15 protein-coding genes and 4 pseudogenes are annotated in these 22,879 nt (G+C 44.9%); 10 read left to right on the top strand and 9 right to left on the bottom strand.

Translation table 11 applies throughout. The features are described from left to right. Positions 1-149 precede the first annotated feature (149 nt). Positions 150-564 (top strand): annotated as a pseudogene (locus tag QT987_RS26995) (ISAs1 family transposase); the annotation flags it as partial. Between the two features lie 12 nt (positions 565-576). On the opposite strand, the pseudogene QT987_RS26990 reads toward QT987_RS26995, so the two are convergent. Further along, positions 577-1,650, bottom strand: a pseudogene (locus QT987_RS26990) (IS630 family transposase). Positions 1,651-2,025: 375 nt separating this feature from the next. Here QT987_RS26990 and QT987_RS26985 point away from each other — a divergent pair. Beyond that, the gene (locus QT987_RS26985) at positions 2,026-6,819 is read left to right on the top strand and encodes an nSTAND1 domain-containing NTPase (RefSeq protein WP_333246295.1); all 4,794 of its coding nucleotides are present in this window, start codon (positions 2,026-2,028) and stop codon (positions 6,817-6,819) included. 115 nt (positions 6,820-6,934) lie between these two features. On the opposite strand, the gene QT987_RS26980 is transcribed toward QT987_RS26985, so the two are convergent. From QT987_RS26980 to QT987_RS26965, 4 genes are all read right to left on the bottom strand, one after another. Beyond that, positions 6,935-8,662 carry a hypothetical protein gene (locus tag QT987_RS26980; protein WP_333246293.1) on the bottom strand — a complete coding sequence of 576 codons (1,728 nt, stop codon included), beginning with the start codon at positions 8,660-8,662 and terminating at the stop codon, positions 6,935-6,937. Between the two features lie 145 nt (positions 8,663-8,807). Further along, positions 8,808-10,145: a hypothetical protein gene (locus tag QT987_RS26975; protein WP_333246292.1), complete on the bottom strand. Its 1,338-nt coding sequence runs from the start codon at positions 10,143-10,145 to the stop codon at positions 8,808-8,810. Between the two features lie 146 nt (positions 10,146-10,291). Then, positions 10,292-12,466: a lipoxygenase family protein gene (locus QT987_RS26970; RefSeq protein WP_333246290.1), complete on the bottom strand. Its 2,175-nt coding sequence runs from the start codon at positions 12,464-12,466 to the stop codon at positions 10,292-10,294. Between the two features lie 92 nt (positions 12,467-12,558). After that, positions 12,559-12,789, bottom strand: coding sequence for a hypothetical protein (locus tag QT987_RS26965; RefSeq protein ID WP_333246288.1), 231 nt, complete (start codon positions 12,787-12,789; stop codon positions 12,559-12,561). 295 nt (positions 12,790-13,084) lie between these two features. On the opposite strand from QT987_RS26965, the pseudogene QT987_RS26960 reads away from it, so the two are divergent. The 3 genes and pseudogenes from QT987_RS26960 to QT987_RS26950 all read left to right on the top strand — a co-directional run. Beyond that, positions 13,085-13,294 (top strand): annotated as a pseudogene (locus tag QT987_RS26960) (ISKra4 family transposase); the annotation flags it as partial. Positions 13,295-13,533: 239 nt separating this feature from the next. Then, a pseudogene (locus QT987_RS26955) lies at positions 13,534-15,027 on the top strand (IS5 family transposase). Further along, on the top strand, positions 15,024-15,422 hold the full coding sequence (locus QT987_RS26950; RefSeq protein ID WP_333246286.1) for a hypothetical protein: 399 nt from the start codon (positions 15,024-15,026) through the stop codon (positions 15,420-15,422). Before QT987_RS26955 ends, QT987_RS26950 begins: the two are co-directional and overlap by 4 nt. Before the next feature lie 100 nt (positions 15,423-15,522). On the opposite strand, the gene QT987_RS26945 is transcribed toward QT987_RS26950, so the two are convergent. Next, a complete protein-coding gene (locus tag QT987_RS26945; protein ID WP_333246284.1) occupies positions 15,523-15,732 on the bottom strand; it encodes a toxin-antitoxin system, antitoxin component, Xre family protein in 210 nt (69 codons plus the stop codon). A gap of 177 nt (positions 15,733-15,909) precedes the next feature. Between QT987_RS26945 and QT987_RS26940 the strand changes: the two genes are divergently transcribed. From QT987_RS26940 to QT987_RS26930, 3 genes are all read left to right on the top strand, one after another. Next, positions 15,910-16,407 carry a TIGR00725 family protein gene (locus tag QT987_RS26940; RefSeq protein WP_333246282.1) on the top strand — a complete coding sequence of 166 codons (498 nt, stop codon included), beginning with the start codon at positions 15,910-15,912 and terminating at the stop codon, positions 16,405-16,407. Positions 16,408-16,415: 8 nt separating this feature from the next. Further along, positions 16,416-16,937 carry a hypothetical protein gene (locus tag QT987_RS26935; RefSeq protein WP_333246281.1) on the top strand — a complete coding sequence of 174 codons (522 nt, stop codon included), beginning with the start codon at positions 16,416-16,418 and terminating at the stop codon, positions 16,935-16,937. Between the two features lie 288 nt (positions 16,938-17,225). Continuing rightward, on the top strand, positions 17,226-18,131 hold the full coding sequence (locus QT987_RS26930) for a TPM domain-containing protein (RefSeq protein ID WP_333246279.1): 906 nt from the start codon (positions 17,226-17,228) through the stop codon (positions 18,129-18,131). A gap of 109 nt (positions 18,132-18,240) precedes the next feature. On the opposite strand, the gene wecB is transcribed toward QT987_RS26930, so the two are convergent. Beyond that, positions 18,241-19,353, bottom strand: a complete 1,113-nt coding sequence (wecB, locus tag QT987_RS26925; RefSeq protein ID WP_333246277.1) for a non-hydrolyzing UDP-N-acetylglucosamine 2-epimerase — start codon at positions 19,351-19,353, stop codon at positions 18,241-18,243. Positions 19,354-19,614: 261 nt separating this feature from the next. Between wecB and QT987_RS26920 the strand changes: the two genes are divergently transcribed. Then, the gene (locus tag QT987_RS26920; RefSeq protein ID WP_333246275.1) at positions 19,615-20,184 is read left to right on the top strand and encodes a pseudouridine synthase; all 570 of its coding nucleotides are present in this window, start codon (positions 19,615-19,617) and stop codon (positions 20,182-20,184) included. Positions 20,185-20,213: 29 nt separating this feature from the next. Here the strand turns inward: QT987_RS26920 and QT987_RS26915 are convergent, their stop codons facing one another. After that, the gene (locus QT987_RS26915; RefSeq protein WP_333234233.1) at positions 20,214-20,393 is read right to left on the bottom strand and encodes a hypothetical protein; all 180 of its coding nucleotides are present in this window, start codon (positions 20,391-20,393) and stop codon (positions 20,214-20,216) included. Then, positions 20,356-21,201, bottom strand: a complete 846-nt coding sequence (locus QT987_RS26910; protein WP_333058336.1) for a hypothetical protein — start codon at positions 21,199-21,201, stop codon at positions 20,356-20,358. The genes QT987_RS26915 and QT987_RS26910 overlap by 38 nt, the downstream gene beginning before the upstream one ends. Positions 21,202-21,397: 196 nt before the next feature. Between QT987_RS26910 and ctpB the strand changes: the two genes are divergently transcribed. Further along, a complete protein-coding gene (gene ctpB / locus QT987_RS26905) occupies positions 21,398-22,717 on the top strand; it encodes a carboxyl-terminal processing protease CtpB (protein ID WP_333246274.1) in 1,320 nt (439 codons plus the stop codon). The last annotated feature ends 162 nt before the right edge of the window (positions 22,718-22,879 follow it).

Raw genomic sequence — 22,879 nt, 5'->3', positions numbered from 1 at the left:
ATATTTTTGCCAACCTTCACAACGATGCCATTATCTAGACTACATAGATGATATTTTTTGTCAATGCGTAAGTCCTAGCTTTTTCATTTTAACTCTTTTTTGACACATTCGCCAAAGTGAGATGCACCCACTAGAAACTAGAAGGGGGTTTGTTGAATTATTTTGATGATCTACCTGATCCAAGAGTTGACCGCACTAAACATCACTTACTTAAAGATATCAAGCGTGATTGCTTTGTTAGCGATAATAGCTGGAGGTAACGGATGGGAAGATATGGAAAATTATGGAATAAGTAAACAGACCTGGCTCAAACAATTTTTAGAATTACCCAATGGCATTCCTCATCATGATACGTTTCGTAGAGTTTTTGAAAAACTAGACCCCAAAATTTTAGAACAGAAGTTAACTCAATGGGTTCAAAAATTTATCGGTTCAGTTGTTGACCAAGTTATCCCGATTGACGGAAAAAGTCTCCGAGGGTCTTATGACCGAAATCAAGGCAAAAAAAATTTACATTTAGTGACAGCGTGGGCTTCGGAAAATCGTTTAGTCCTCGGCCAAGTTAATACCATTTTTTTAAAGATGTGATAGAGATAAAGAATGTAAAATCCAAGACCATCCGGTGAGAAAACCAATGACGCGATCGGTGAAAGATGCCAAAATTTCCTTGACTTTTGTGCGGAGTTCGTCCAGATTACTAAACACTGACCAAGCTAAAAAATCTTTCAGATATTCCCACACTCTTTCTGTCGGATTTACTTCCGGACAAGCGGGAGGCTGAAATAGTAAAATAACATTGTCTGGTAATTCAGATGAGTCCAAATTATGAGAGTCGTGCGTTATCAACTTAAATGATGTGTAATTGATGACTGATCTTGTATTGACAAAAGTTGTAAATAGGCTCCAAAACAAACTTTGTCTAAATGGGAAAACTCCCAAAAAAAACTTTTTCCTGTAGGGATTGATACTGCCCCATACAGCCAAAAACACTCAAATTTCCATTGATGCTTCCCCATGGGCTTTACGCCGGAAAGCGTCAGCTTGCGCCGACTTTATTGTATGCAGCCCTATCCGCGTTTCATCACTACACCAATAAGTGACTTTTTTATATTTATTTACTTGAGGTAAAGCTTTGTCTAGTAAAGCTTTTATCTGTCGATGCAAGTTATTCTTGCATTCATTAATTGCCGTAGATTTCTGAGAAATACTGCGAGGTCTGGGAATTTTTAATTTACTTTTTAATACTCCTCTAACTAAAGAATATACAGCCGAGTAACTACTGGCTATTCCTTTAATCAACCATAGCCAAAGATGAACTTCTTTATAACTCTTAAATCCTTCGGGGTCTCTCAACTCTTGTTGCAAGGTCGCTGCTATTTCAACTGAGAACTTTTTTGGGCGACCGAAAACCTGCCTATTTTTTAACAAATTTTCCAGACCGCCCTTTCTATATTGGGAGAGCCAGCGATGAATCGTTGCCTCACTTTTACCTAAAACTGCTGATACTTCCCGCACAGTTTCTACTTGTTTTGACTGAAATAAATAAAGCATTTGGACTTTATTATAAGCTAGGATTCTTTTTTGTTTTTTGAGTATTTCTCGCAAATTTTCTCCAGATTCGGTAATCTTTATATGAGGAGGACCAGACATTGTAATTCTCTCCTTTACTTTTCACACAAGTCTATCACATCTTTAAAAAAATGGTATGAGATGCTCTTACCCTGGTGCTTCTATCTTGTGTTTGTCCCCATACTCTCCTGATTTTAATCCAATTAAATTATGGTGGTCGCAACTCAAATCTTTATTGATCCAGTTTTCACCAACCACCACTAAAATGGTTGACACCATAATTGCTGTGGGTCTTGACTTAATTAATCCGAAACATCTTAAAAACTGGTTTACTAATTGCTGCTACTGTACCTCATAACATCCGGAAGTGCTGTAGGTTATAATTAGTGTTAATAACGACATAGTATTGGTTATCTGACCATATAAAGAGCGAGAAATAATGAGAGGACATGACGCATGAACGTCTTTGAGTTTGAGATTACCATCCAGAGCAAATCAGGCGATAGTAGCTGGCCCATTGTTGTCAGGTGTAAGCAACCGGACGGACTAACCATCCATTCAAAAGAGACTCTCCAGCTAAGTCAGGATGACTTGAACAAACTCACTCAACAGCAAGAAAACGAGAGGGAATACGGCACTCTACTAGGCAAAGCTTTGTTTCGAGGGGCTGTATACGACACCTTTGTTCGTGCCCTATCCAAGAGTAGTCAGGACTCCCTGTTACGAATTTTGCTGTCAATTGAAGCGGCTGACAATGACCCTATCAAAACCTTGCATTGGGAAAGGTTGTGCGCTCCGATTGATGCCGATGGAGAGTGGCATCTTTTAGCCCGCAACCAGCGCGTTCCCTTTTCCTTGTACATTCCTACTATTATCGATCGGCGCTTTCCCCCCATTGGACGGCGTGACTTGCGGGCACTGGTGCTGGTAGCGAGTCCCTCTAATATAGGCAAGTTTCAATTAGCACCTTTTGACGTTGAAGCTGTTTTATCTGGAGTCAAGGAAGCGCTTGGTGAAATTCCTTACGAAATTTTGGCAAATGATGTCGCAGGTGCGATCGGGCCCCCAACCCTACAAGAACTGTCTAAGCAACTGACTAACGCCAAGAAACCATACACCTTGCTGCACTTTGTCGCCCACGGCAAGCTGCTGGATAACGGAGAAACAGTTCTGTACTGGGCAAAAGCAGATAACCAAGTTCAGCCAGTTACGGGAGAAGATTTTCTGGCAGAGCTCAAGAACATCGGTAATCATCAGAGGAGCTTACCTCACTTTACCTTCCTGTGCACTTGCGAAAGTGCCGACCCCAGAGCAGAAGCAGGATTAGGTGGATTAGGTCAAAGATTGGTAAGAAATTTGGGGATGCCTGCTGTAGTAGCGATGACTCGCAAGGTGAGCGTAGAGACAGGCTTAGCTCTAGGACAGAACTTTTACCGACGACTCAGAGAGTCCGGAGAGGTAGATACGGCGCTACAAGAGGCAACCGCCGGATTGGGAAAACGCCACGATATTGCTGTCCCGGCTTTGTTTAGTCGCTTGGGTGGGCGTCCCTTATTTAGCGATCGGCTCGACAATCGAGATTTAACCGACGAGGAAATCGAGTATGGTATTGAAAAGCTGAGCAAACTCCTCGTAGAACGCGCCCCTAATGCTTCGGTACTCAAGCAGAGGTTTAAAACGCAGGTAGAGATCCTCAAAGATACCCAAGGAGCCGAGTCACGCACAGCGCGTGAACAGCGCCAGCAGGCAATAGTAGAGATCGATAACCTGTGCGATCAAGTCCTGGAAATTAGCTTTGATGCTCTGGCAGCTTTAGGCAAAGAACCACCAGAATACAAGGCGGAGTGTCCTTTTCCCGGTCTATCTTCCTTTGCTGAGGAACAATACCACAAGTTCTTCTTTGGGCGCGATGAGCTGATTAGAGATTTACAAAAGGAACTGGCGAAGGATAATTTCTTAGCTGTTATCGGCACTTCGGGTAGTGGCAAATCATCCGTGGTGCTAGCTGGACTGATTCCTAAGCTTAAAGAGCAGGAGCCAAGCCTACAGTCGGTTCGCATCACACCGAGCAACGAGCCACTGAAACAATTAGAAATACTGTTAAAGGTATCGGAACAGCATTCAATATTGGTGGTAGACCAATTTGAGGAACTGTTCACCCTCTGCGAGGATAAAGCCAATCGGCAAGAATTTATCGACAAGTTGTTTCACCTTGCCGAACGCCGAAAAGTTGTCATAACAATGCGGGCGGACTTTTTAGGAGAGTGTACCTTCTACCCCCCACTGAGAAAGCGGATTGAAACCCGACAAAAATTGGTTGGGCCGATGGAACCTGCGGAACTGATTACAGCGATGAAGATGCAGGCAGACAGGGGAGGGTTGCGCTTTGAAGCTGGCTTGAGTCACTCGATTCTCAATGATGTGCAAGGAGAGCCAGGGGCGATGCCGCTGCTGCAATATGCGTTGCAGGAACTGTGGAAGCGACGGCGGGGACGCTGGCTGTGCGATGAGGAGTACCAAGCGATTGGTAAAGTCCACCAGGCGATCGCTAAAACTGCTGATGATTTTTACAATAGCCTACCAGCTAAGAAACAAGAGCAAATCCAGAATATTTTCTTGCGCTTAACTCGCCTGGATAAGAATGCCATACAGGGAGAGAAGCGACGGGACACCCGCCAGCGAGTGGAGTTAGAGGATCTCGTGTCCAGTGCGAGCAATCTGGCAGAGACTAAGAAGTTGGTACAGCAGCTAGCTGGTGAAGGGGTACGGCTAGTCGTTACCAGTCGGAACGAAACTACCGCGAAGGAAGAAGTAGAAGTCGCCCATGAAGCTTTAATCCGCTATTGGCCAACGTTGCAGGAGTGGTTGAGCCAGAACCGCAACGACTTGCAACTGCGAGAAAACATAAATCAGGCGGCAGAAGATTGGCACCAGCACCGGGAGCAACCAGACCAAAACAGCTATTTAATCCATCAGGGGGGAAGATTAGAAGATGCCCAAGTGTTGTTGAAACAGCCCAAATTTGTGCATCTCAACCAAGAAGAATCTGAATATGTCTTGGCTTGTTTGGAGTTGCGCGATCGCATCCGCAGGCAAGAAAAACAACGCAGACATCGCCTGCTTTTCGCCGCTGTCAGCTCAGCTTTTGTCTTTGCTGGATTTGCTATCTTTGCTGGATATCAGTGGCGGCAAGCAGAAGTTGAGCGAATTCAGGCTTTAAGTGCTTCCTCAGAAGCTAAGTTAGCAACAGATCAATTAAAGGCATTGATAGGAAGTTTACAAGCTGGAAAAGAAGTTAAGCACCTGTGGATATCAAAAGCAACCTTAATCAATGAAGTAATGGGCAGGCTGCACAAAGTAACTTCTGAAGTCAGAGAACTCAATCGCCTAGAAGCGTATGAACGCTCAGTTACGGATGTCAGTTTTAGCCCTGATGGCCAGCTACTGGCGAGTACTGGAGTTGATGGCACAGTTCGTTTGTCAGATTTACATGGCAAAGAACTAATTAAATTTGGAGTGAGTAAAGAGCGTGTTAGAAATATCTACTTTAGCCCGGATGGTCGGCTACTGGCGACTGGTGGTGAGGATGGGACTACAAAATTGTGGGATTTGAAAGGAAACCTAATGAGGGAATTTCCTAAGCAGAAGGAGGGGGTATTTAACATCACTTTCAGCCCTAATGGTCAGACTATCGCCACTGGTTATGAGGATGGTATCGTTCGCTTGTGGAATTTGCAGGGCAAATTATTAAAAGAATTTCCTGCCCATAATACCAGTAAGGATAAAAAAGTTTGGGGCATCAGTTTTAGCCCTGATGGTAAGACGATAGCTACGAGTTCTGGAGACCGCACCGCCAAGTTGTGGGATTTGAACGGAAAACTATTAAGCGAATTTAAAGGACATAAAGATGCGGTATTTAGTGTTAGTTTTAGTCCCGATGGTCAAAAAGTTGCCACTGCCTCTATGGATGGTACTGCCAAGTTGTGGGATTTGAAAGGAAAAGAGTTGAGAGAATTGTTAGAAGAGCAAGAGCAAAACGGGGTGTTTAGCGTCATTTTCAGTCCCGATGGCCAGCACCTCGCCACTGGTTCCAAGGACGGCGTTGTTCGCTACTGGGGTTTGAATGGAAAACTATTGAAGGCATTTAAAGGGCATAACAACTCAGTTAGGAGTGTTGTTTTCAGCCCAGATGGCAAGCTTTTAGCTACGGCTGGATACGACAACACTGTCCGCTTGTGGGATTTGCAAGACCGCCAGCAGTTAACTGATTTCAAAGGGCACAAAGGCACTGTCTGGAGTGTCAGTGTTAGTCCGGATGGCGATATCCTGGCGACTACTGGAGCTGATGGCACTGTCCGCCTGTGGGATTATTTATCAGGCGAGCAGTTAGGGGAATTTAAAGGTCATAAAGGTAAAATTGAGAAGGTTAGTTTTAGCCCGAATGGCAAACTTTTGGCTACATCAGGAGAGGATGGCACCGCTCGCTTGTGGAGTTTATTTGGTAAGCAACGGAGAGAATTCAAGGGTCATAAAGGTGGAGTTTTGGGTCTGAACTTTAGCCCGGATGGTAAATTTTTAGCTACATCCGGAAAGGATGGCACTGCCCGCTTGTGGGATTTGTCTGGTAAGCAATTAAGAGAATTAAAAGGTCATAAAGGTGCCATCCTAAGTGTCAATTTTAGCCCGAATGGCAAACTTTTAGCTACGGCAGGAGCGGATGGCATTGTACGTTTGTGGGATTTATCTGGTCAGAAGCTAAGAGAATTCCCCGCGCATCGAGACTGGATCAACAGCGTCATTTGGAGCAATGACGGTCAAAAACTGGCTACAGCTAGTAGCGATCGCACTATCCGTTTGTGGGATTTGTCAGGTAATCAATTAAAGGAATTAAAAGGTCATATAGGTGCAGTACAGAAACTCCGTTGGAGTAACGATGGTAAGCTGCTAGCGAGTGCGGGATCTGACTCAACTGCTCGTCTGTGGGATGTAGCCGGTCAAGAGGTAGCTGTATTCAAAGGTCATAAAGGTGAGGTCAAGAGCGTCGGTTTTAGTCTCGATGGCAAGCTTCTAGCTACGAGTGGTGAAGATGGGACTGTTAAGTTATGGCGGGTTGAAGGATTAGATGAGCTGATGGTGCGGGGTTGCACTTGGGTACGTGACTATCTTAATAATCCTGATTCCGAACTTATGTCTGAAGAACGTCACGTTTGTGATGGTATTGGCACTGCTAGTAATTTACCAAAAAAGTAGGAAGCGTCAGACCGAAACGAGGACGCAAGTCTTCTGTGGCGATCACTCCCTAACAACCTGAAAGCTGCACGGGAAAACTCCCGGCAGCCGTTCACTTAGGTGCACGATCGCTAAGTTAGCTCAACGCCTTCAACACATTCAACAGATTGATGGCTATTGATGTTGCTGTTTGCAGGGTTTCGGTGTTATTAGCTGGAGCTTTTTGGACGGTATTGACAAATTGCTCTAATGATGAAACGAGTTGCGTCTGAACTTGCTTCAGAGCAGCTTCATCAACAACTTGCTCTGGAGTTTCCTGAGCCGAACCCTGTGCCAGATTAGAAGGCAACTGCACAGATTCAATCGTAGGGCGATCGGCGCTGGCATCTTTACTATAACTGACGACTAGCCGGACTGCTGGATCGCCAATAATCGCATAGTTGCGGGCGTCATTGTTAGCCGTCCACATCCCAGCCAAACTCTGATTATTGGGAACCGCACCAAACTTAATCTCTTCTAGCTCAGAGCTGAGGTCGGAGGAAATTTCGGCATAGCGCTCATCAAAATACTCCACTGCCGATCCTACTGGATGCCCTTCCAGCAGACGCTTCACGCTACTCTGAAAAACTGCTATCTGCCGTTTCTCCGCACTTGAACCGCGAATATCTGAACTAGAGAAAGAACAACCCCAAGCTCGATCGACATGACCAATGACAGCGAGGGCACCTCCCTTGGCATGACTCAGGAGTTTCTGCGGCAAGCGGGCAAGAAAGGGATACGGCGCAATATCCGGTCGTTCGGAAAGAAATTTAGAGTGACCGTCGAATTCATCCTTTTGGGGACAGCCAGCACCATAGCAGGCAAAGTGAAAAGCAATCATTCCTAAAAGCCGCGCTTGTTCGCCAATATCGTCCCCAGAAAAGTAAAAATCTTCCGGGATCGGCTTTCGTCCCCATTCGCGACCGGGCCAGTCTTGGCACAGCAGTGCGCCTTGGTGGGGCAACTGACGCGGATCGCCATTGGGAAAGCCCATGCCATGACTGGCAGTGAAAAGCAAACTAGGTGTTTCACTGCCTCCTAGCAATTGCCCCAAGCGGGCTTTGGTTGCTTCTTCTTTGAGAATCGTTTTCACATCCCAGTCGGAATGTTTCTCGGCAACCCATTCAGATAACGGCTGAATGAGGTCTTGAGTGCTGAGATTAGTGGCAGCGTCTCCTGGGTTGCACACACCGAAAAAGGCCGCGCTAGGGGATAGGGATAAATTGCCAGTTTCAGCTTCTACTACACTGTGAGCGTACTGCGCGTATTCCTGTAGCGTATCAAAGTAAATCCGACCCACTGCGTACTGAACGCTGAGCTGGGACTGAAAGCGATAGGGAATTGTTACTGGATCGCCAACAATCAGCAGGTAGTAGGGCATTTTGTCCGGATCGGCTGGACCTGAAGATACTCCCTGACGTGCCAAGAAATTCTTTTTTGACTCGTACTGATTTTTTGCCTTGTCGTAACGATAGCCTTGGGGACCTTGGTATTCCTTATAGTAATGCTCGTGCTGTTGAGTGGCTTGCTTTTTGCGATGGTCTAATAGCTCGCTGAGCGCCTCTCGAATTGCCGGATCGGCATCGTAAGCGAAGATTACCCCCCAACCTGTTTGTGCTAGGTTTTTGGGGTCTACTCCCTCTATAGGAGCAAAGTCAGGCTCTTCTTTTTGCCGCTTTTTTAGCTGGATATCTTCTAGATTGTCTGGATCGAATTCTTCGCCTTGGGCAATCTTAGATACTTGCTCGGCGCTCAATGGCGGTAGCAAATAATCACCGCTGGCGCCATTAATCCCATTGAAAAATAGCAAGTCTTCTTCGTTCATATTTTTGGTTCCTGGTTGGTTGGGCGAATAATCACAATTTGAGTTTTGAGTGAATCAGATAGAAACCCCACAAGCTTTTTTAACAGGGGCTTTCTGAGTTTCTATCCGTTCTCACAGGCAAAAAAATTGAGTCTAACTCTGGCGGTTAACTGGCATAAGCTGCCGACCACACAGCATGGGCGACTTCCGGCTTGGCAATGTCGCAATGGGCACCCATTATTGGCCCTCCCTGGTTCACATCACAAATAAATTTGCTGCTTTCCAGGTTGTAGATTTTGCCCGGTTTAAAATCATAAGAGGCATTCCAGGGGAGCATATTTGTGTTTTCCGCTGCCAGGTCGTCTCCCCCTAGACCAAAGCTGCCAATTCCGCCATATTTAGGCAACTGACCGGGGGCAAAGTCCACAGCACTAAAGGCAGTCTTTCCAGCTAGGGGGTACATCCGGCCGACTGCATAGTCTAAGTGAGAGTGAGTTGTAACGATCGGACCTGCGACTTTACCTTGAGCGATGATTGTATTAAAGTAACCGGGGCGATCGCGTTCGTATGAAATCTTTGAACAATAAGACCAGAGCGATACAGCGCCTTGTACCAACGCCAGAGAATTCACTGGGCGGACTAACGTACCCTTCCCTTGCGGACCGTTGAGCATGGAAGAGACAACAACGCATCCGAAACTGTGACCCATCAGGTGGAATCGCACCGTTTCAGCAGCGTTCTCTTGCAGTGTTTTTAACAAGTTGAAACCAGTGTTTTCACCGATTTTGCGAGCGCGTTCTTTCATTTTCCAATAAGACAGTACCCGCAGGGGGTTCAAAACCTTATCCCAGACTGAGCTGCTGTCGGTGCTGAAACTTACTGGTTCATCTATACTCGCTTCATAGATGGCTTCTGGATCGAAACCTTCCCAATCCGAACCCGGTGCCGCACCTTCACCTTCGCTACCCAAGTCAGCCTCTTGGTTCAACACTTGGTAGGCGTTGAGTACCTCTGGTGGCAAGCTATCAAGTGTGTTGTCTTCGCTCGCCGCCCGGAGAATTGTTTGCAGGGCTTGCCGTGCTGCTTCAGTGTTAGCAATGCGATCGGCATATTCATCTACTAACCCCTCAACTGGATCTTCGTCGTTCACGTCAAAGGACACCGAAGAATTTGTCAACTCTTCATCACCCCAAGGCTTGCTCGGCCAGTGCAGGCCAATCATTAAGGGACGAAATCCCGATCGCACCTGTTTGATTTTTTCAATATCGGCTGTTTGTTTAGCCATTGCGCCAATCCAGTCGTTGTACTGCTGTCGCGCTGCGGGGATGTCGCCCATCCACCCGTGGCTCATAAGGAATACATCTGTGATTGGCTCATTCGCTAGTGCACAGAAGATTTGTTCGCTCAGTTTCTTCCCATCAGCTTCATCGCGTTCGTTGCCATCCTTATCAAAGGCAATCAGATAGTAATTCAAGGAAGTATTAGGTACTTTTTCAATTGGCATGGCATTTACTCATTTAAGAAAAACTGACTGAACGGTTGGGTAAAGGAACCTGGTTTCTGAGGGTGGCGTTTTGTTTCTACTTCTGGGCCTATGTTATCAGGCAGCTATCTACTTTTGGTTGCGCTGCCTGAATCAATAAAGTAGAACTAAATATTGATACTTTGGGGAATTTGAGAAGGTAGCAAGAATTTGTAAGGCATGAGTCGGGAACGGTTTCTCTTGCTAATCTCCATTTCAATATCTCTTAGCTGATTTTGAAACGCGCCCAAATATGACATGACTTTGGCATCTTTAAAGTGTCCTTTGTTGTATTGACCTAGCTGCGTGTAATATACCGAACCAAGTAAATAATCTACCCCAATTTGGGTTTGGGAGCGGTCTAGGGAAGGTAGCATACTCATAAAGTTCCCTTGTTTCTCAGAACTTGTCGGTGCTGGGGAGTAGATGGCAAAAGGAAAAGCCGGCGTATAGCTCATTAATTCTGATTGAGGGAAATTTACTGCCGCGTGCTGAGCACTTGCAGTAAAAATGATACTAGAGACAGCATCAATTAAATAATTGAGTGTTTTAATCGCACCTGAAGCATCTTCTCCAAAATTCTTTAAGCGACCCCCTTGGTCGGAAACTAATTCCTGTGCCCAATTTTGTAAAGCTTTATCTTCGAGTAGTTGTTGGTCGCTAGTGTAGTAAATGCTTAAATAAGCACGAACCCAAGTATTAATAGCATCCCAAATCAGCCGTCCATCATCTCGATAAGGATAATCGGGTAACTGAGCGCTTTCGCCGACACCGTGACTTGTCAAGGTTTTGGGAAACATTACATCATTGAAGTTGTGCAGATAGCTTTTTGCTCCTTCAACCGCAAGAACTCGATCGTCCTCAATAGTGCTAGCTAGAAGCTCATCTACTTTTCCTCCATTAGCAATTAAGGTTTTATGAGCCCCATAATTGATTAATATAGTTCCTTCAAAGTGAGGATCTAGCAAAATTCTTAATTTGTGATTTGCTGGCAATTTCCGCTTAGTAGCTAGTACAAAAGGTTCGATAAATAAATGAGTGCGACCTAAATGACTAACTAATTCGTGGTAGTTGCTATCCGCCATTTGAACAATGGTTTTAGCTACCATCCAGTTGTCGCCATCTAGCGGCGTAAATACTGGTGGATTTTCACTTACAGAAGGTTGCTGGCATTGAATAGCTACTGGTATTAGAGAGCGAGATGAACTACTAACTGGGGGAACCGCAAATAATGCTAAAGGCGCACAAGGGTATTTTTTGACGTTGTTGGGAAAACTCCCCTGTGCCATGTTTTTTAACATGGAATAATCAGCTTGATAAAGTCGGCCTTCTTGCAGAGCGGCTTCAAGGGAGTCGGAAAACTCAAACTTTTCGATTATTTGCTGATATTTTTCGTTGGTAATCTGCAAAGGTTTATTTTGTTCTGATAGCTGCTGGAGCATAAGTGGGTTTGGCCCCGCAACTCGCATATAGGCAAAAATTAAATCTTCTTGAAACCTTTGGCTAATCTGGGGTAAGCGGATATCTACAAATAATCTATTGTAATCGTCCAGGCTGGGAAAATCTTGAAATCCTCCTGTAGAAAAATCTACATTTGAACTTTGCTCACTTTCTAAGTCCAACAATTTTATGTTTTCTTTAATAATTTCCTTGAAGGCTAAATCCAGCGATTCTCCTGACGTATCTTCCAAGTCTGAGCCAACACTAAAGTCTAATGCATCTGAAGTTTCACTAGATTGGTAGGCATTAGCAAATTGCTCATCTATCTCTCTAAGCTGCTCATCAATTTCAGAACTTTCGGCCGATTCACTACCACCTACGCTGAAAGATACTCCCGCAGGAGAAACCTCTTGCGTAATTTGTTTGGCAGCCGAGGCTATTTTCCAAGCAATATTTGTCCAATCTTCTTTACTATCAGCGGTTTTGATTTCATGTTCGGTATCTTTTAATACTTGCACATTTTCATCAATGGATGAACTTTCTTCTGTGCTATTTCCCACACTAAAAGATGGGATGCCGTTGTCAAATTTCCGGGCTTTATTAGCATTTAAAGTTGTTATTTTTTGGACAACCAGCATTACCCATTCTTTACTGGGTAGCTCTTGGATTGGTATGTTGAGATTAATGACAGGCAATGAAGGCGAACTCGTCATAGCGAGGCTGGGAATATAATCATAATTATAATTATATTCCCCTGGACGAAGACGGGAAGCAAGCTTGACGAACTTATAAAGTGTTAATAGAGTATTGATTAGGGTGGTTTTGTCCGAATGAGAATTTTGCGTTTCCGAAGATAAAGGCATATGCCCTCCTGTAGTTGTGAAAGATTTATTTAGCGAGTAAGCTTAAGCTTACCATATCGTTTCAGCCTTAGCATAACTTTCTGTACGGTTGCTCATATCACTCCGTGATATTGGAGTGCGCTTTGGTAAGAGGCTTGAGCATCATCAAAGCGATTTTGTCGAACTAACGCATTACCTAGCTGAAAATTGCTGATCTTCTCATTATCTGGCTTAATTGTCAATGCCAGATGGTAAAATTGGATGTCGTCGGGGTTGGATGCGATACGAGAGCGATAGGAGTTCATCACTCGCTCTATTCCCTGAGTGTGTTGGAGATACAGCACTTCCGGATGTATGAGGTACAGTAGCAGCAATTAGTAAACCAGTTTTTAAGATGTTTCGGATTAATTAAGTCAAGAGCCACAGCAATTATGGTGTCAACCATTTTAGTGGTGGTTGGTGAAAACTGGATCAATAAAGATTTGAGTTGCGACCACCATAATTCAATTGGATTAAAATCAGGAGAGTATGGGGACAAACACATGGGGGGGGTGACAAAGAGGCCTAGGAGATAGACCGAATCAGGGTTGCAGCCCGCATACCTTGTTGATAAAAGCGACGTTTATTTAGAGTTAACGTAACTATTTAGAGACCCATCGCTGCCGAATAGTCAACTACCAATACTATAAAGAAGAGTCCATAAGTTCGATTGGTTCGGGAACAGTTGAATCAATTATTAAACGAATTGGGTTCTGGGTGAAAATATCAGGAGCGCAATGGAAAATTGAGAGCGTTCCCTCTATCCTTTCTCTTCACTGTGCTTATCTCAACGGTCAACTTTCAATTTGATGTATTTGCCAAACTGAGATGCACCAGTTCTGGCGATTCTTTTTCTATTTTTAAATATTCGGCTATTTTTATTTTAAACGCTGTTCTTTTTTCGGGATTTCTCTTCGACTCTAGGCTAGGGCTTGCTGGATAAGTGCAGAAAGGTTACACGGCGCGGTTATACGATCGCGGGATCGAGAGTAAAGTCGCCGTGATAAACAGGTAAAATAGGCAAAACCCATGCATCACCACCTGCGATCGTGTACAGAAAAGCTGAGCTTGCCCCAAGCCCCTCATCCGAGTTTGAACTGCCCTTCGGAGGAAGGTTGTCTGCTGAAAACCGTTGGGTAAAAATGGCTCAACTAATTCCGTGGTCAGAATTTGAGTCAGAATATGCCCAAAACTTTCCCACCCAAAAGGGGGCACCAGCCAAATCATTTCGGATGGCATTGGGGGCATTAATTATTAAAGAAAAATTAGGAATTAGCGATCGGGAAACAGTAGAACAGATCCGGGAAAACCCCTATCTACAATACTTCATCGGTCAATCAAGCTACAGCAACGAACTCGCATTTGACCCATCTTTATTAGTGCACTTTCGCCAAAGAATTAGTTCCACCCTAATTAATAAAGTGAACGAACGCAGGGTCGAAAAAATGCGAGAAATTACCCCAATCCAACCCGAAAAAAAAAGGATTCGGACGCCAAAAATGAGTCAACCAATCGCGGTAAACTAATCGTAGATGCAACCTGCGCTCCCGCCGACATTACCTATCCGACCGACTTAGGACTATTAAACAGAACCCGAGTTCATACAGAAAAAATCCTAGACATCCTGTATAAACAAATCAAAGAAAAAATCCCTAAAAAACCAAGAACCTACCGTAATCTAGCAAGAAAAGACTACTTAGCAGTAGCCAAACAAAAACGACCCAGCCGCAACAAAAGAAGACAGGCAATTAAAAAACAACTTCAATACATCAAAAGAAACTTAGCTCATATTGAACAGCTAATTGATGCGGCTGCGACTCTAGAAGCTTTGAACAAAAAGCAATATAAAACCTTGCTAGTCCTCACATAAGTCTATCGCCAACAGCTCTGGCTATTTGAAAATAAAAAACAGAGATAGAAGATAGAATAGTAAGTTTAAGTCAACCCCATATTCGTCCTATAGTCAGAGGAAAAGCAGGGAAAAATGTAGAGTTTGGAGCTAAACTATCAGCGAGCTGTTTTGAAGGATATGTATTCTTAGACCGAATAAGTTGGGATAATTTCAACGAATCAGGAGACTTGAAAGCACAAGTAGAAGCTTATTATAGCTTCACAGGATATTATCCAGAGTCCGTTCATGCCGATCGCATTTACCGTACAAGAGAGAACCGAGCTTGGTGTAAAGAAAAAGGCATTAGAATCAGTGGACCCCCCCTAGGAAGACCTCCAGCAAATGTGAGTAAAGAAAAAAAGAAGCAAGCTAAGGAAGATGAGAAGATTCGTCAGGCAATTGAGGGAAAATTTGGGGCTTGCGTAAACGAAGGTTTAGCCTGAATCTGGTAATGACAAAATTTGAGAATACCTCTGGTACAGCTATTGCTATCACTTTTTTAGTAATGAACCTTTCTACCTGGTGGCGCCGGGTTTTTTGTGTGTTTTTAAGCGGTTCGGGGCAAACAATGCCTGTTTTTGGGCTTAACATAATTTGCGCTTATATTTCACTCAAAATGAGGCCGGAAAAACTCATCTTTAACTCTGGTTGAATAATCGATCACTCCCGATCGCCAAAAAGCGCTCAATTATTCAGCAAGCCCTACATAGAGTAGGAGGTTCGCTCAAACGACTGAGGAGAGCGAAGAACCAACTGTGGCAAGGAGCAACAGTTGAAGCTATAGCTGAGTTTATAGGAGTTAGAGCTAAAGAAAGTAAAAATTTCCAGAATTATCTCCGAAAACATCAGTCAAGAATCCCAGATTACCAGAATTATCAACAGCAGGGTATTGATATTGGTTCGGGAGCTGTAGAGTCTTTAATTAAACAGATTGGAGCAAGAATTAAGATTGTAGGTGCACAGTGGAACGAAAAAAATGTGCCTCAAATTTTAAGACTGAGATGTGCATATTTAAACAACGACATCAAGCTCGGTATTTCTGCTTAGTTAAAAAGCGGGATGCTCCCAACTAATAACAACTGCTGGACGTTTTTTATTGGTAGTTTGATCGGTAAAAGGAAACGGAACTAAAACCACATCACCAAAATTATAACTCATCATACTCCGCGTCCTCTGGGTTATCCCAAATTTTAGCAAAAGCTGCTTCTGAGAGTTTAGTTGCAGTATAAACGAGCCGACGATCTTCACTTCGCGTTGAAAGGAAATCGATAAAATCTTCTAATACCGTAATTTTATCGGGCGGTAAAGTACGGATTTTTTCCATCAGCTTTGTTTCCTGGTTTGGGGCGACACTCATGTTATCTCTCACTTCTTAATGTTAAATCAGCATATATTGTAAAAATACTAGGAAACTCCCTGAAGTTATTTGGCTCACAAACTGTTTATAGTCACCACTATTTATATGATAACATACATTCGTAGATAGTGCCAAAAAACTAGCAAGTATTAATAACACCATATTCACTCCAAAACTATGAAAAAAATCATCATTGGCATCATGGGCCCTGGCGAGAGTGCCACATCCACCGACTTAGAAAACGCCTATCAACTCGGACAACTCATCGCCGAAGCAGGGTGGATATTGCTAACTGGTGGCAGAAATGTCGGCGTCATGGATGCCGCTAACAAAGGAGCAAAATCAGCTAACGGTTTAACAGTCGGCATCCTTCCGGGAAATGACACTCGCGGCATTTCTGAATCTGTAGATATTGCCATTGTCACCGATATGGGAAACGCCAGAAATAACATTAACGTTCTTTCTTCAGATGTAATAATTGCCTGCGGTATGGGGACGGGCACTGCTTCGGAAATCGCCCTCGCTCTGAAAGCTAACAAACAAGTTATATTGTTAAATCACAGCGCCGAAAGTCAACTTTTTTTTAAACGTTTAGCACAATTTAACATTTTTGTGGTAAACAATCCTGTAGAGGCTATGAATCAAGCTCGCGAAATCCTAGTAAATTCAAGATGACATCCAAGATGAGAGTAAGCAAATTCAACTTTGGTGCGATCGCACTTTTCCTGACTTTGGGGATTTTCGTCACTACCAAAGCAGACGGAAGAATTGCACAGTTCAGTTTTAGCAACAAATCCACTCAAAAATTAGCACAAACCCTCCCTCCTCCTCCCCCTTTCGCACAGCCTGTTACCGAACAAGAAGCGCCACCTATTCGCAGCGAATCCGTGCCGGAACAAATAGCTTTAGCAACCCATTTGCAGACCATCAAAGCTAGAATGTACGGTGCTTACTGGTGTCCTCACTGTCACACGCAACAAGAACTTTTCGGCAAAGAAGCATTTACCGCAATTACTTACATTGAGTGCGATCCCAGAGGCAAAGATGCTCAACCGGATTTGTGCAAAGCTGCCAATATTAAAGCTTATCCCACTTGGGAAATTCGGGGGAAATATTACACGGGGCGGCAATCTTTGGAAAAACTGGCTATTTTATCCGGTTATAAAGGCAGCAGCAATTTTCTGCCACCGGTTCCCTCTCCTTAAAAATATCTAAATTAGTTCACACTTGCACTCGCCCACTAAGAAACCGGGTTTTTGAACCGAGATTGACTGTTTTCAGCAATTATTTTGGTAAAAAACCCGGTTTTTCGCCACCCGTGCGTGCAAGAGTATAAATGTAGGGTACCCACGGCGCACCTAAAATTATGATTTTTATGAATCCAACTTCTGAATAATCTGAATTGACATCACAGCGAGCTGGTTATTTAATGGTAATTAGGCGGACAGATATATGTCAATTTCAGACTAGCAGTTATTCAGGAGACTGAAGCGATGCAGTTACAATTTAGCAATAAACAAATAATCTGGATCAGTTTGCTATGCTTTTCGGCAATTGCATTTCCCGTAACGAGCCAAGCTATAACAGTACAAGAAGTACCGAATCCCCGTCAAGTAAATAACACTTGGGTAACGGACAAGGCAAACATTCTCAGCAACAGCACCGAAATTCAGCTCAATCAAATGATTTCGGATTTAGAGGCGAAAAACGGCTCAGAAATCGCTGTTGTGACAGTGACTGGTACTAAACCATCGGCGACACCAAAAGCATTTGCTACAGAACTATTTAACTTTTGGGGTATTGGCAAGAAAGGTAAAAATAACGGAGTTTTATTGTTGATTTCTTCGGGGGAACGCCGCGTTCAAATTGAAACAGGTTCTGGCATTCAAAGCATTTTGCCGGATGCTAAAGCAGTGGGCATTATTGAAACCGAAATTACGCCCCGATTTAAACAGCAGGACTTTGACGGGGGCACATTAGCCGGGACAAAGGCGTTAGTAAATGTTTTACAAACTCCTATGGTAAATGCTCAATCTCAAATCACGCTGCCTTTGGCTCCGATCGTACCATCTCAAGCGCTGAAACCGTCACCAATACCTAGTCAATCGCCAGTTATTAGCAATAGTACATCCACAGGTGAAGATTCATCGAATCCAATCTATGACTTACTTGGGTTCTTATTCATAGCATTTATACCTTGCTTCATTATCTTCAGGATATTTGGCAGCTTATTTTCTGGGAAATCTCCTTTCCCCTCCCGCAGCCGTTATCAGGGTAATAACCGCAGTAACTACAGCAGTAGCAGTAGTGACTACAGCAGTAGCAGTAGCAGTAGCGACTCCGGGGGTAGCTTTGGCGGTGGCGAGTCTAGTGGTGGGGGTGGCGGTGGGGATTGGTAATTCGGGAAGCGAGGTAGAAACCGAGTTTTTTTAGCAGGAATTAGTCCCCCTCTGCGGGTAAGAAAGTTTGTATAGTTGCGCTTTCAACCGCCGAATAATCGAGGAGTAGTTAACTAAAATACTCTTCAACAATTTTCAAAATCCGCGAGGAGGCCAAACCGTCCCCAAAGGGATTAATTGCCATTGCCATTGCGTTGTATGCTTCCGCATTGCTCAGCAATTCTGCCGCTGCTGCTGTAATTATATCAGAATTAGTACCAACCAGTTTAGCAGTACCCGCAGAAATTGCCTCTGGTCTTTCTGTGGTTTCTCGTAATACTAAAACTGGCTTGCCCAAACTAGGTGCTTCTTCTTGCAAGCCACCCGAATCTGTGAGGATTAAATGACATCTCTGAATTGCTCCTACTAATTCTGCGTAATCTAAAGGTTCAGTTAAAAAGACTCTCGGATGGTCGCCCAAAAGAGCTTTTAAAGGTTCTCTAACAGTGGGATTTCGGTGCAGGGGTAGTAGTAAAGCTGTATCGGGAAATTTATCTAAGATTTGGAGAAAAGCCCGCGCAATTCCTTGTAAGGGTTCTCCCCAATTTTCGCGGCGGTGAACTGTTGCTAAGATAGTGCGATATTTGCTCCAATCTAAGTTAGGTATGTTGCATTCTGGTTCGCGTTTGGCGACAGAAAGCAAAGCATCGATTACTGTATTGCCTGTACGGTGAATTTCTCCCAAAACGCCCGATCGCCCTAAATTCTCTTGGGCCAGCGCTGTCGGGGCAAAATGCAGCCGTGTGAGCTGAGATATCAACCGTCGGTTAGCCTCTTCAGGGTAAGGATTGAACACGTCGTCTGTCCGCAATCCGGCTTCTACGTGACCTACGGGTATTTTCTGGTAAAATGCAGCCAAAGCAGCGGCAAACGCTGTCGTTGTATCGCCCTGAACTAAGACGATGTGGGGTTGCAATTCTTTAAACAATGCTTCCAAACCCTGCAAACTCCGGGATGTAATATCCGTCAAGGTTTGCTGGTGCTGCATAATTGCTAAATCCCGATCGGCTTTTAGATCGAACATTCGCATTACTTGCTCGACCATTTCTCGGTGCTGACCGGTTAAAATTACTTGGGTGTCAAAGGTTGGAGAACTTTTGAAGAGTTGAATTACTGGGGCTAGTTTAATCGCTTCTGGGCGAGTTCCTAAGACGATGCAAACGCGGTGTGTGGCTTCGGACATGGTAAAATTGGGTAGTTGAGATTTGCGAGGCTCTTAAAGGCTGAAGATTTTAGAGCTGGTTTGAATCGTTGGTTAACAAGATTTATTTTTTTATGAACCGCAGAGGGCGCAGAGGGCGCAGAGGAGAGAAGAGAGAGAGAAAGTGGTTTGACGTTGGGTGGGGGCGGGTTTTTGAGATTGTGAGTTTTAGCCAATTATTGTCGGTGAAACCCGCCCCTACAAATTTATTGACATTAGTACATTCTTATTTTTTAATTTGTCATGCCCTATCGGTACATTTTATTTTACAAACCCTATGATGTTTTAACTCAATTCACTGACAATTCAGGGGAAGTTAAACGCAGAACCCTGAAAGATTATATTCCTATTCCTAACATTTATGCAGTAGGAAGGCTCGATCGCGATAGTGAAGGTTTGTTGCTGCTAACCGATGATGGACAAATGCAGCACCGCCTCAGTGACCCGAAATTCGCTCACCCCCGCACTTACTGGGTGCAGGTGGAACGAATTCCTGATGCAAGTGCGATCGCCGCTTTGCAGACAGGTGTCACAATTCAAGATTATCGGACTCGATCGGCAAAAGTGCAATTATTGTTAGAAGAACCCGCTTTGCCGCCCCGCGAACCGCCGATTCGATTTCGCAAAAACGTGCCGACAGCTTGGCTGGAAATGACTCTCACAGAAGGCCGCAACCGCCAAGTCCGCCGGATGACCGCAGCAGTAGGGTTTCCGACGCTGCGGCTGGTCAGATGTGCGATCGGGCATTTGCGTCTCGAAGGCCTCAAACCCGGTGAATGGCGCGAACTAACTCAAGCCGATTTTAGATTTTAGATTTTGGATTTTGGATTGGAGAATTACAGTCAACCGTCTTGACATTTAGGACATTCTTGATAGCTGAAACTATTACTGCGGCTGCATTTCCCTTCTTCCTTCTTCCTGATATCCGTTACATCCGTTACATCCGTTACACAATCCGTTGCCGAACTTCCTTCTTCCTTCTGCTTACTTTCGAGGGGGCAAAATAAAACTCTCGTTTCCATCCCGATCTTTTTGCACCTGAGCTCCCAACTTGACAAGAGCTTGTCTCGCCCTTTGACGCACCAGCTTATCAGTTGTTTGAGCATAAACCGTGCTCCAAGCAGTAAACCGCACCGGCACGCTATCGGGATCTCGGCGCAAAAACTCAGCAGTTGCTCGAAACCTCGGCGCCAATGAAGCTCCTTCTGGGGTTCCTTCCACCCAATCAGCGGCCATTTCGTGAGAGCGAATTGACTCGGGAATATCCCCCAACAGCAGCAACTCATCAATACCTTTAGTTCGCCACACTATCCACGATTGGGAATGAAGTTGCGGCGAAAGGGCAAGGGCCCTAGTACCACGCTCTATAAAGTTAACAGCAGTTTCAGGGTTTCCTTGATAAAAAGAAATAGCTGTGGAGAGAAACAGGTAGATGTCAGCCCACCGCGGGTCGCGCTGCGTAACTATGTCAAAATAATCTTGGCTCAGATTGTAGCCCGTCACATCTCGCGCTTCGTCGTCGCCAAAATACTGCAAAAATTTGAGAAATGTCCAATCTGCAATTAAATTATCAAATCCAAAACTAGGGATAGTTTTGAGCATTCTCAGCCGCAGGGCTTCTTGCTGCGCTTCTTGCTGTGCGGCTTGCTTGAAACTGGCAGCAGACATTCCAGAGGGCGGGTTTTGCCCCTGAACGCCAACTGGGGACATTCCGCCTAACTGCCCGCTAGACTGCATGGCGACGACCCCCGCCAGCGCTGCTAGACCGATAACTCCATTAATGAGCAGGCTCAACCACTTACGCGAAAATTGTTCGATTTTAGCTTCCACGGCACTTTATAAATCCAAGTTTTAAATTAAGTTTATTGAAAGAGAGTAATAATTGGTTGGCGATCGACTATGAATCTCGTTAGACTGTCCAAAGGGATGGTGGAGCCTCCACACAATAGTTTAAGTAGTAGTGTGAGATTTTTTAGCAATATAAAATCTCAAATCAAAAATCTAAAATCGAATTGAGCCAAATTCAATGAATCAAGCCCGCAAACGCTTTTCTAAGTTACAGGCAGCCCTGTTCAGTGGGGCGATGGCAACAACCGCTTCGATATCTTTACTCGTTCCCGGCCTGAGCCAATCAGTCCGCGCCGAACTTCAAGATAGCCCCAAAGCTGTCTTAGATGAAGCTTGGCAAATTGTGAACCGAGACTATGTTGATGGCAGCTTTAACAAGATTGACTGGCAAGTAACCCGCCAAGAACTGCTGAGCAAAAATTATACCTCTCGCGAAGCTGCCTACACGGCCCTCCGCAAAGCCCTAGAGAAATTAAACGACCCCTACACCCGCTTCATGGACCCGAAGCAGTACGAAGCGCTGACGAATCAAACCTCTGGGGAACTGACAGGGGTGGGGATGAGGCTGGAAGAAGACGAGAAAACGAGAGCGATTAGGGTAGTCGAGCCGATGGAAAATTCCCCGGCCCTGAAGGCAGGGATTCTAGCGGGCGATACGATTTTGGTGATTGACGGCAAAACTACCAAAGGCATGACTGTCTCGGATGCGGCTCAGATAATTCGGGGCGATGAAGGCACGAAAGTCACGCTGCGGATTGCTCGTGAGGGCAAAAGCGAATTTGACATCACTCTGACTAGGGCGAGAATTGAGGTAGCCGCGGTTCGCTACAGCCTCAAGAATGAAGGGGGTCAGAATGTCGGTTACATCCGTTTGCAAGAGTTTAGCTCCCACGCGGGCGAACAAATGGAGGCGGCGATTAAAAAGCTCTCGGCTCAGAAAGCTGACGCTTTTGTTTTGGATTTGCGGGGGAATCCCGGCGGGTTGCTGCGAGTGAGCATTGATATCGCTCGGATGTGGATGGATACAGGGGCGATCGTCCGCACAGTCGATCGCACGGGCGATTCTCAGGAAATGAAGGCAAATCGCACTGCGCTCACTGACAAGCCTTTGGTGGTGCTCGTGGACGACAACTCGGCGAGCGCCAGCGAGATTTTGGCTGGTGCTCTGAAGGATAATAAGCGCGCAACTGTGATCGGCGGCCAAACTTTTGGCAAAGCTTTGGTGCAGTCGGTGCATTCTTTGGCTGATGGTTCGGGATTGGCGGTGACGATCGCTCACTACTATACTCCCAACGGTACGGATATCAGCCAGAAGGGGGTTACTCCCGATGTTAAAGTCGAAGTCACCGACGAACAAAAGCTGAAATTAGCTAACAAACCGATGTTGGTTGCGACTAAGGACGATCCTTGCTACGCGCAGGCGATCGCACTTTTGCGAACTACCGCTTCGTCTCCCCGTCCCGTTGCTGGTAATGAGGCTCTTGTTCCTCAGAAGTAGTTGAAATTAGCACTTATTAACAATTAGCTTTAAGATGAAACCCGCGCCGGCGGGTTTTGTTTTTATGATTATTGTTATGAGTTATTAAGGAATGAGAATTAAATAACTTCCACTCTTGAAAGTGGGATGGGCGTCCCGCCCGTCCAAAAAGGACGGGCGGGA

The organism is Microcoleus sp. SVA1B4, assembly GCF_036700545.1.
GTDB lineage: Bacteria > Cyanobacteriota > Cyanobacteriia > Cyanobacteriales > Microcoleaceae > Microcoleus.
This window is presented reverse-complemented; position numbering and strand designations above follow the sequence as displayed.

Bases quoted from the DNA above. Each gene is read 5' to 3' on its own strand.
- QT987_RS26985 (WP_333246295.1), top strand. From the start codon at position 2,026: ATGAACGTCTTTGAGTTTGAGATTACCATCCAGAGCAAATCAGGCGAT.
- QT987_RS26980 (WP_333246293.1), bottom strand. From the start codon at position 8,662: ATGAACGAAGAAGACTTGCTATTTTTCAATGGGATTAATGGCGCCAGC.
- QT987_RS26975 (WP_333246292.1), bottom strand. From the start codon at position 10,145: ATGCCAATTGAAAAAGTACCTAATACTTCCTTGAATTACTATCTGATT.
- QT987_RS26970 (WP_333246290.1), bottom strand. From the start codon at position 12,466: ATGCCTTTATCTTCGGAAACGCAAAATTCTCATTCGGACAAAACCACC.
- QT987_RS26945 (WP_333246284.1), bottom strand. From the start codon at position 15,732: ATGAGTGTCGCCCCAAACCAGGAAACAAAGCTGATGGAAAAAATCCGT.
- QT987_RS26940 (WP_333246282.1), top strand. From the start codon at position 15,910: ATGAAAAAAATCATCATTGGCATCATGGGCCCTGGCGAGAGTGCCACA.
- QT987_RS26935 (WP_333246281.1), top strand. From the start codon at position 16,416: ATGAGAGTAAGCAAATTCAACTTTGGTGCGATCGCACTTTTCCTGACT.
- QT987_RS26930 (WP_333246279.1), top strand. From the start codon at position 17,226: ATGCAGTTACAATTTAGCAATAAACAAATAATCTGGATCAGTTTGCTA.
- wecB (WP_333246277.1), bottom strand. From the start codon at position 19,353: ATGTCCGAAGCCACACACCGCGTTTGCATCGTCTTAGGAACTCGCCCA.
- QT987_RS26920 (WP_333246275.1), top strand. From the start codon at position 19,615: ATGCCCTATCGGTACATTTTATTTTACAAACCCTATGATGTTTTAACT.
- QT987_RS26915 (WP_333234233.1), bottom strand. From the start codon at position 20,393: ATGGAAACGAGAGTTTTATTTTGCCCCCTCGAAAGTAAGCAGAAGGAA.
- ctpB (WP_333246274.1), top strand. From the start codon at position 21,398: ATGAATCAAGCCCGCAAACGCTTTTCTAAGTTACAGGCAGCCCTGTTC.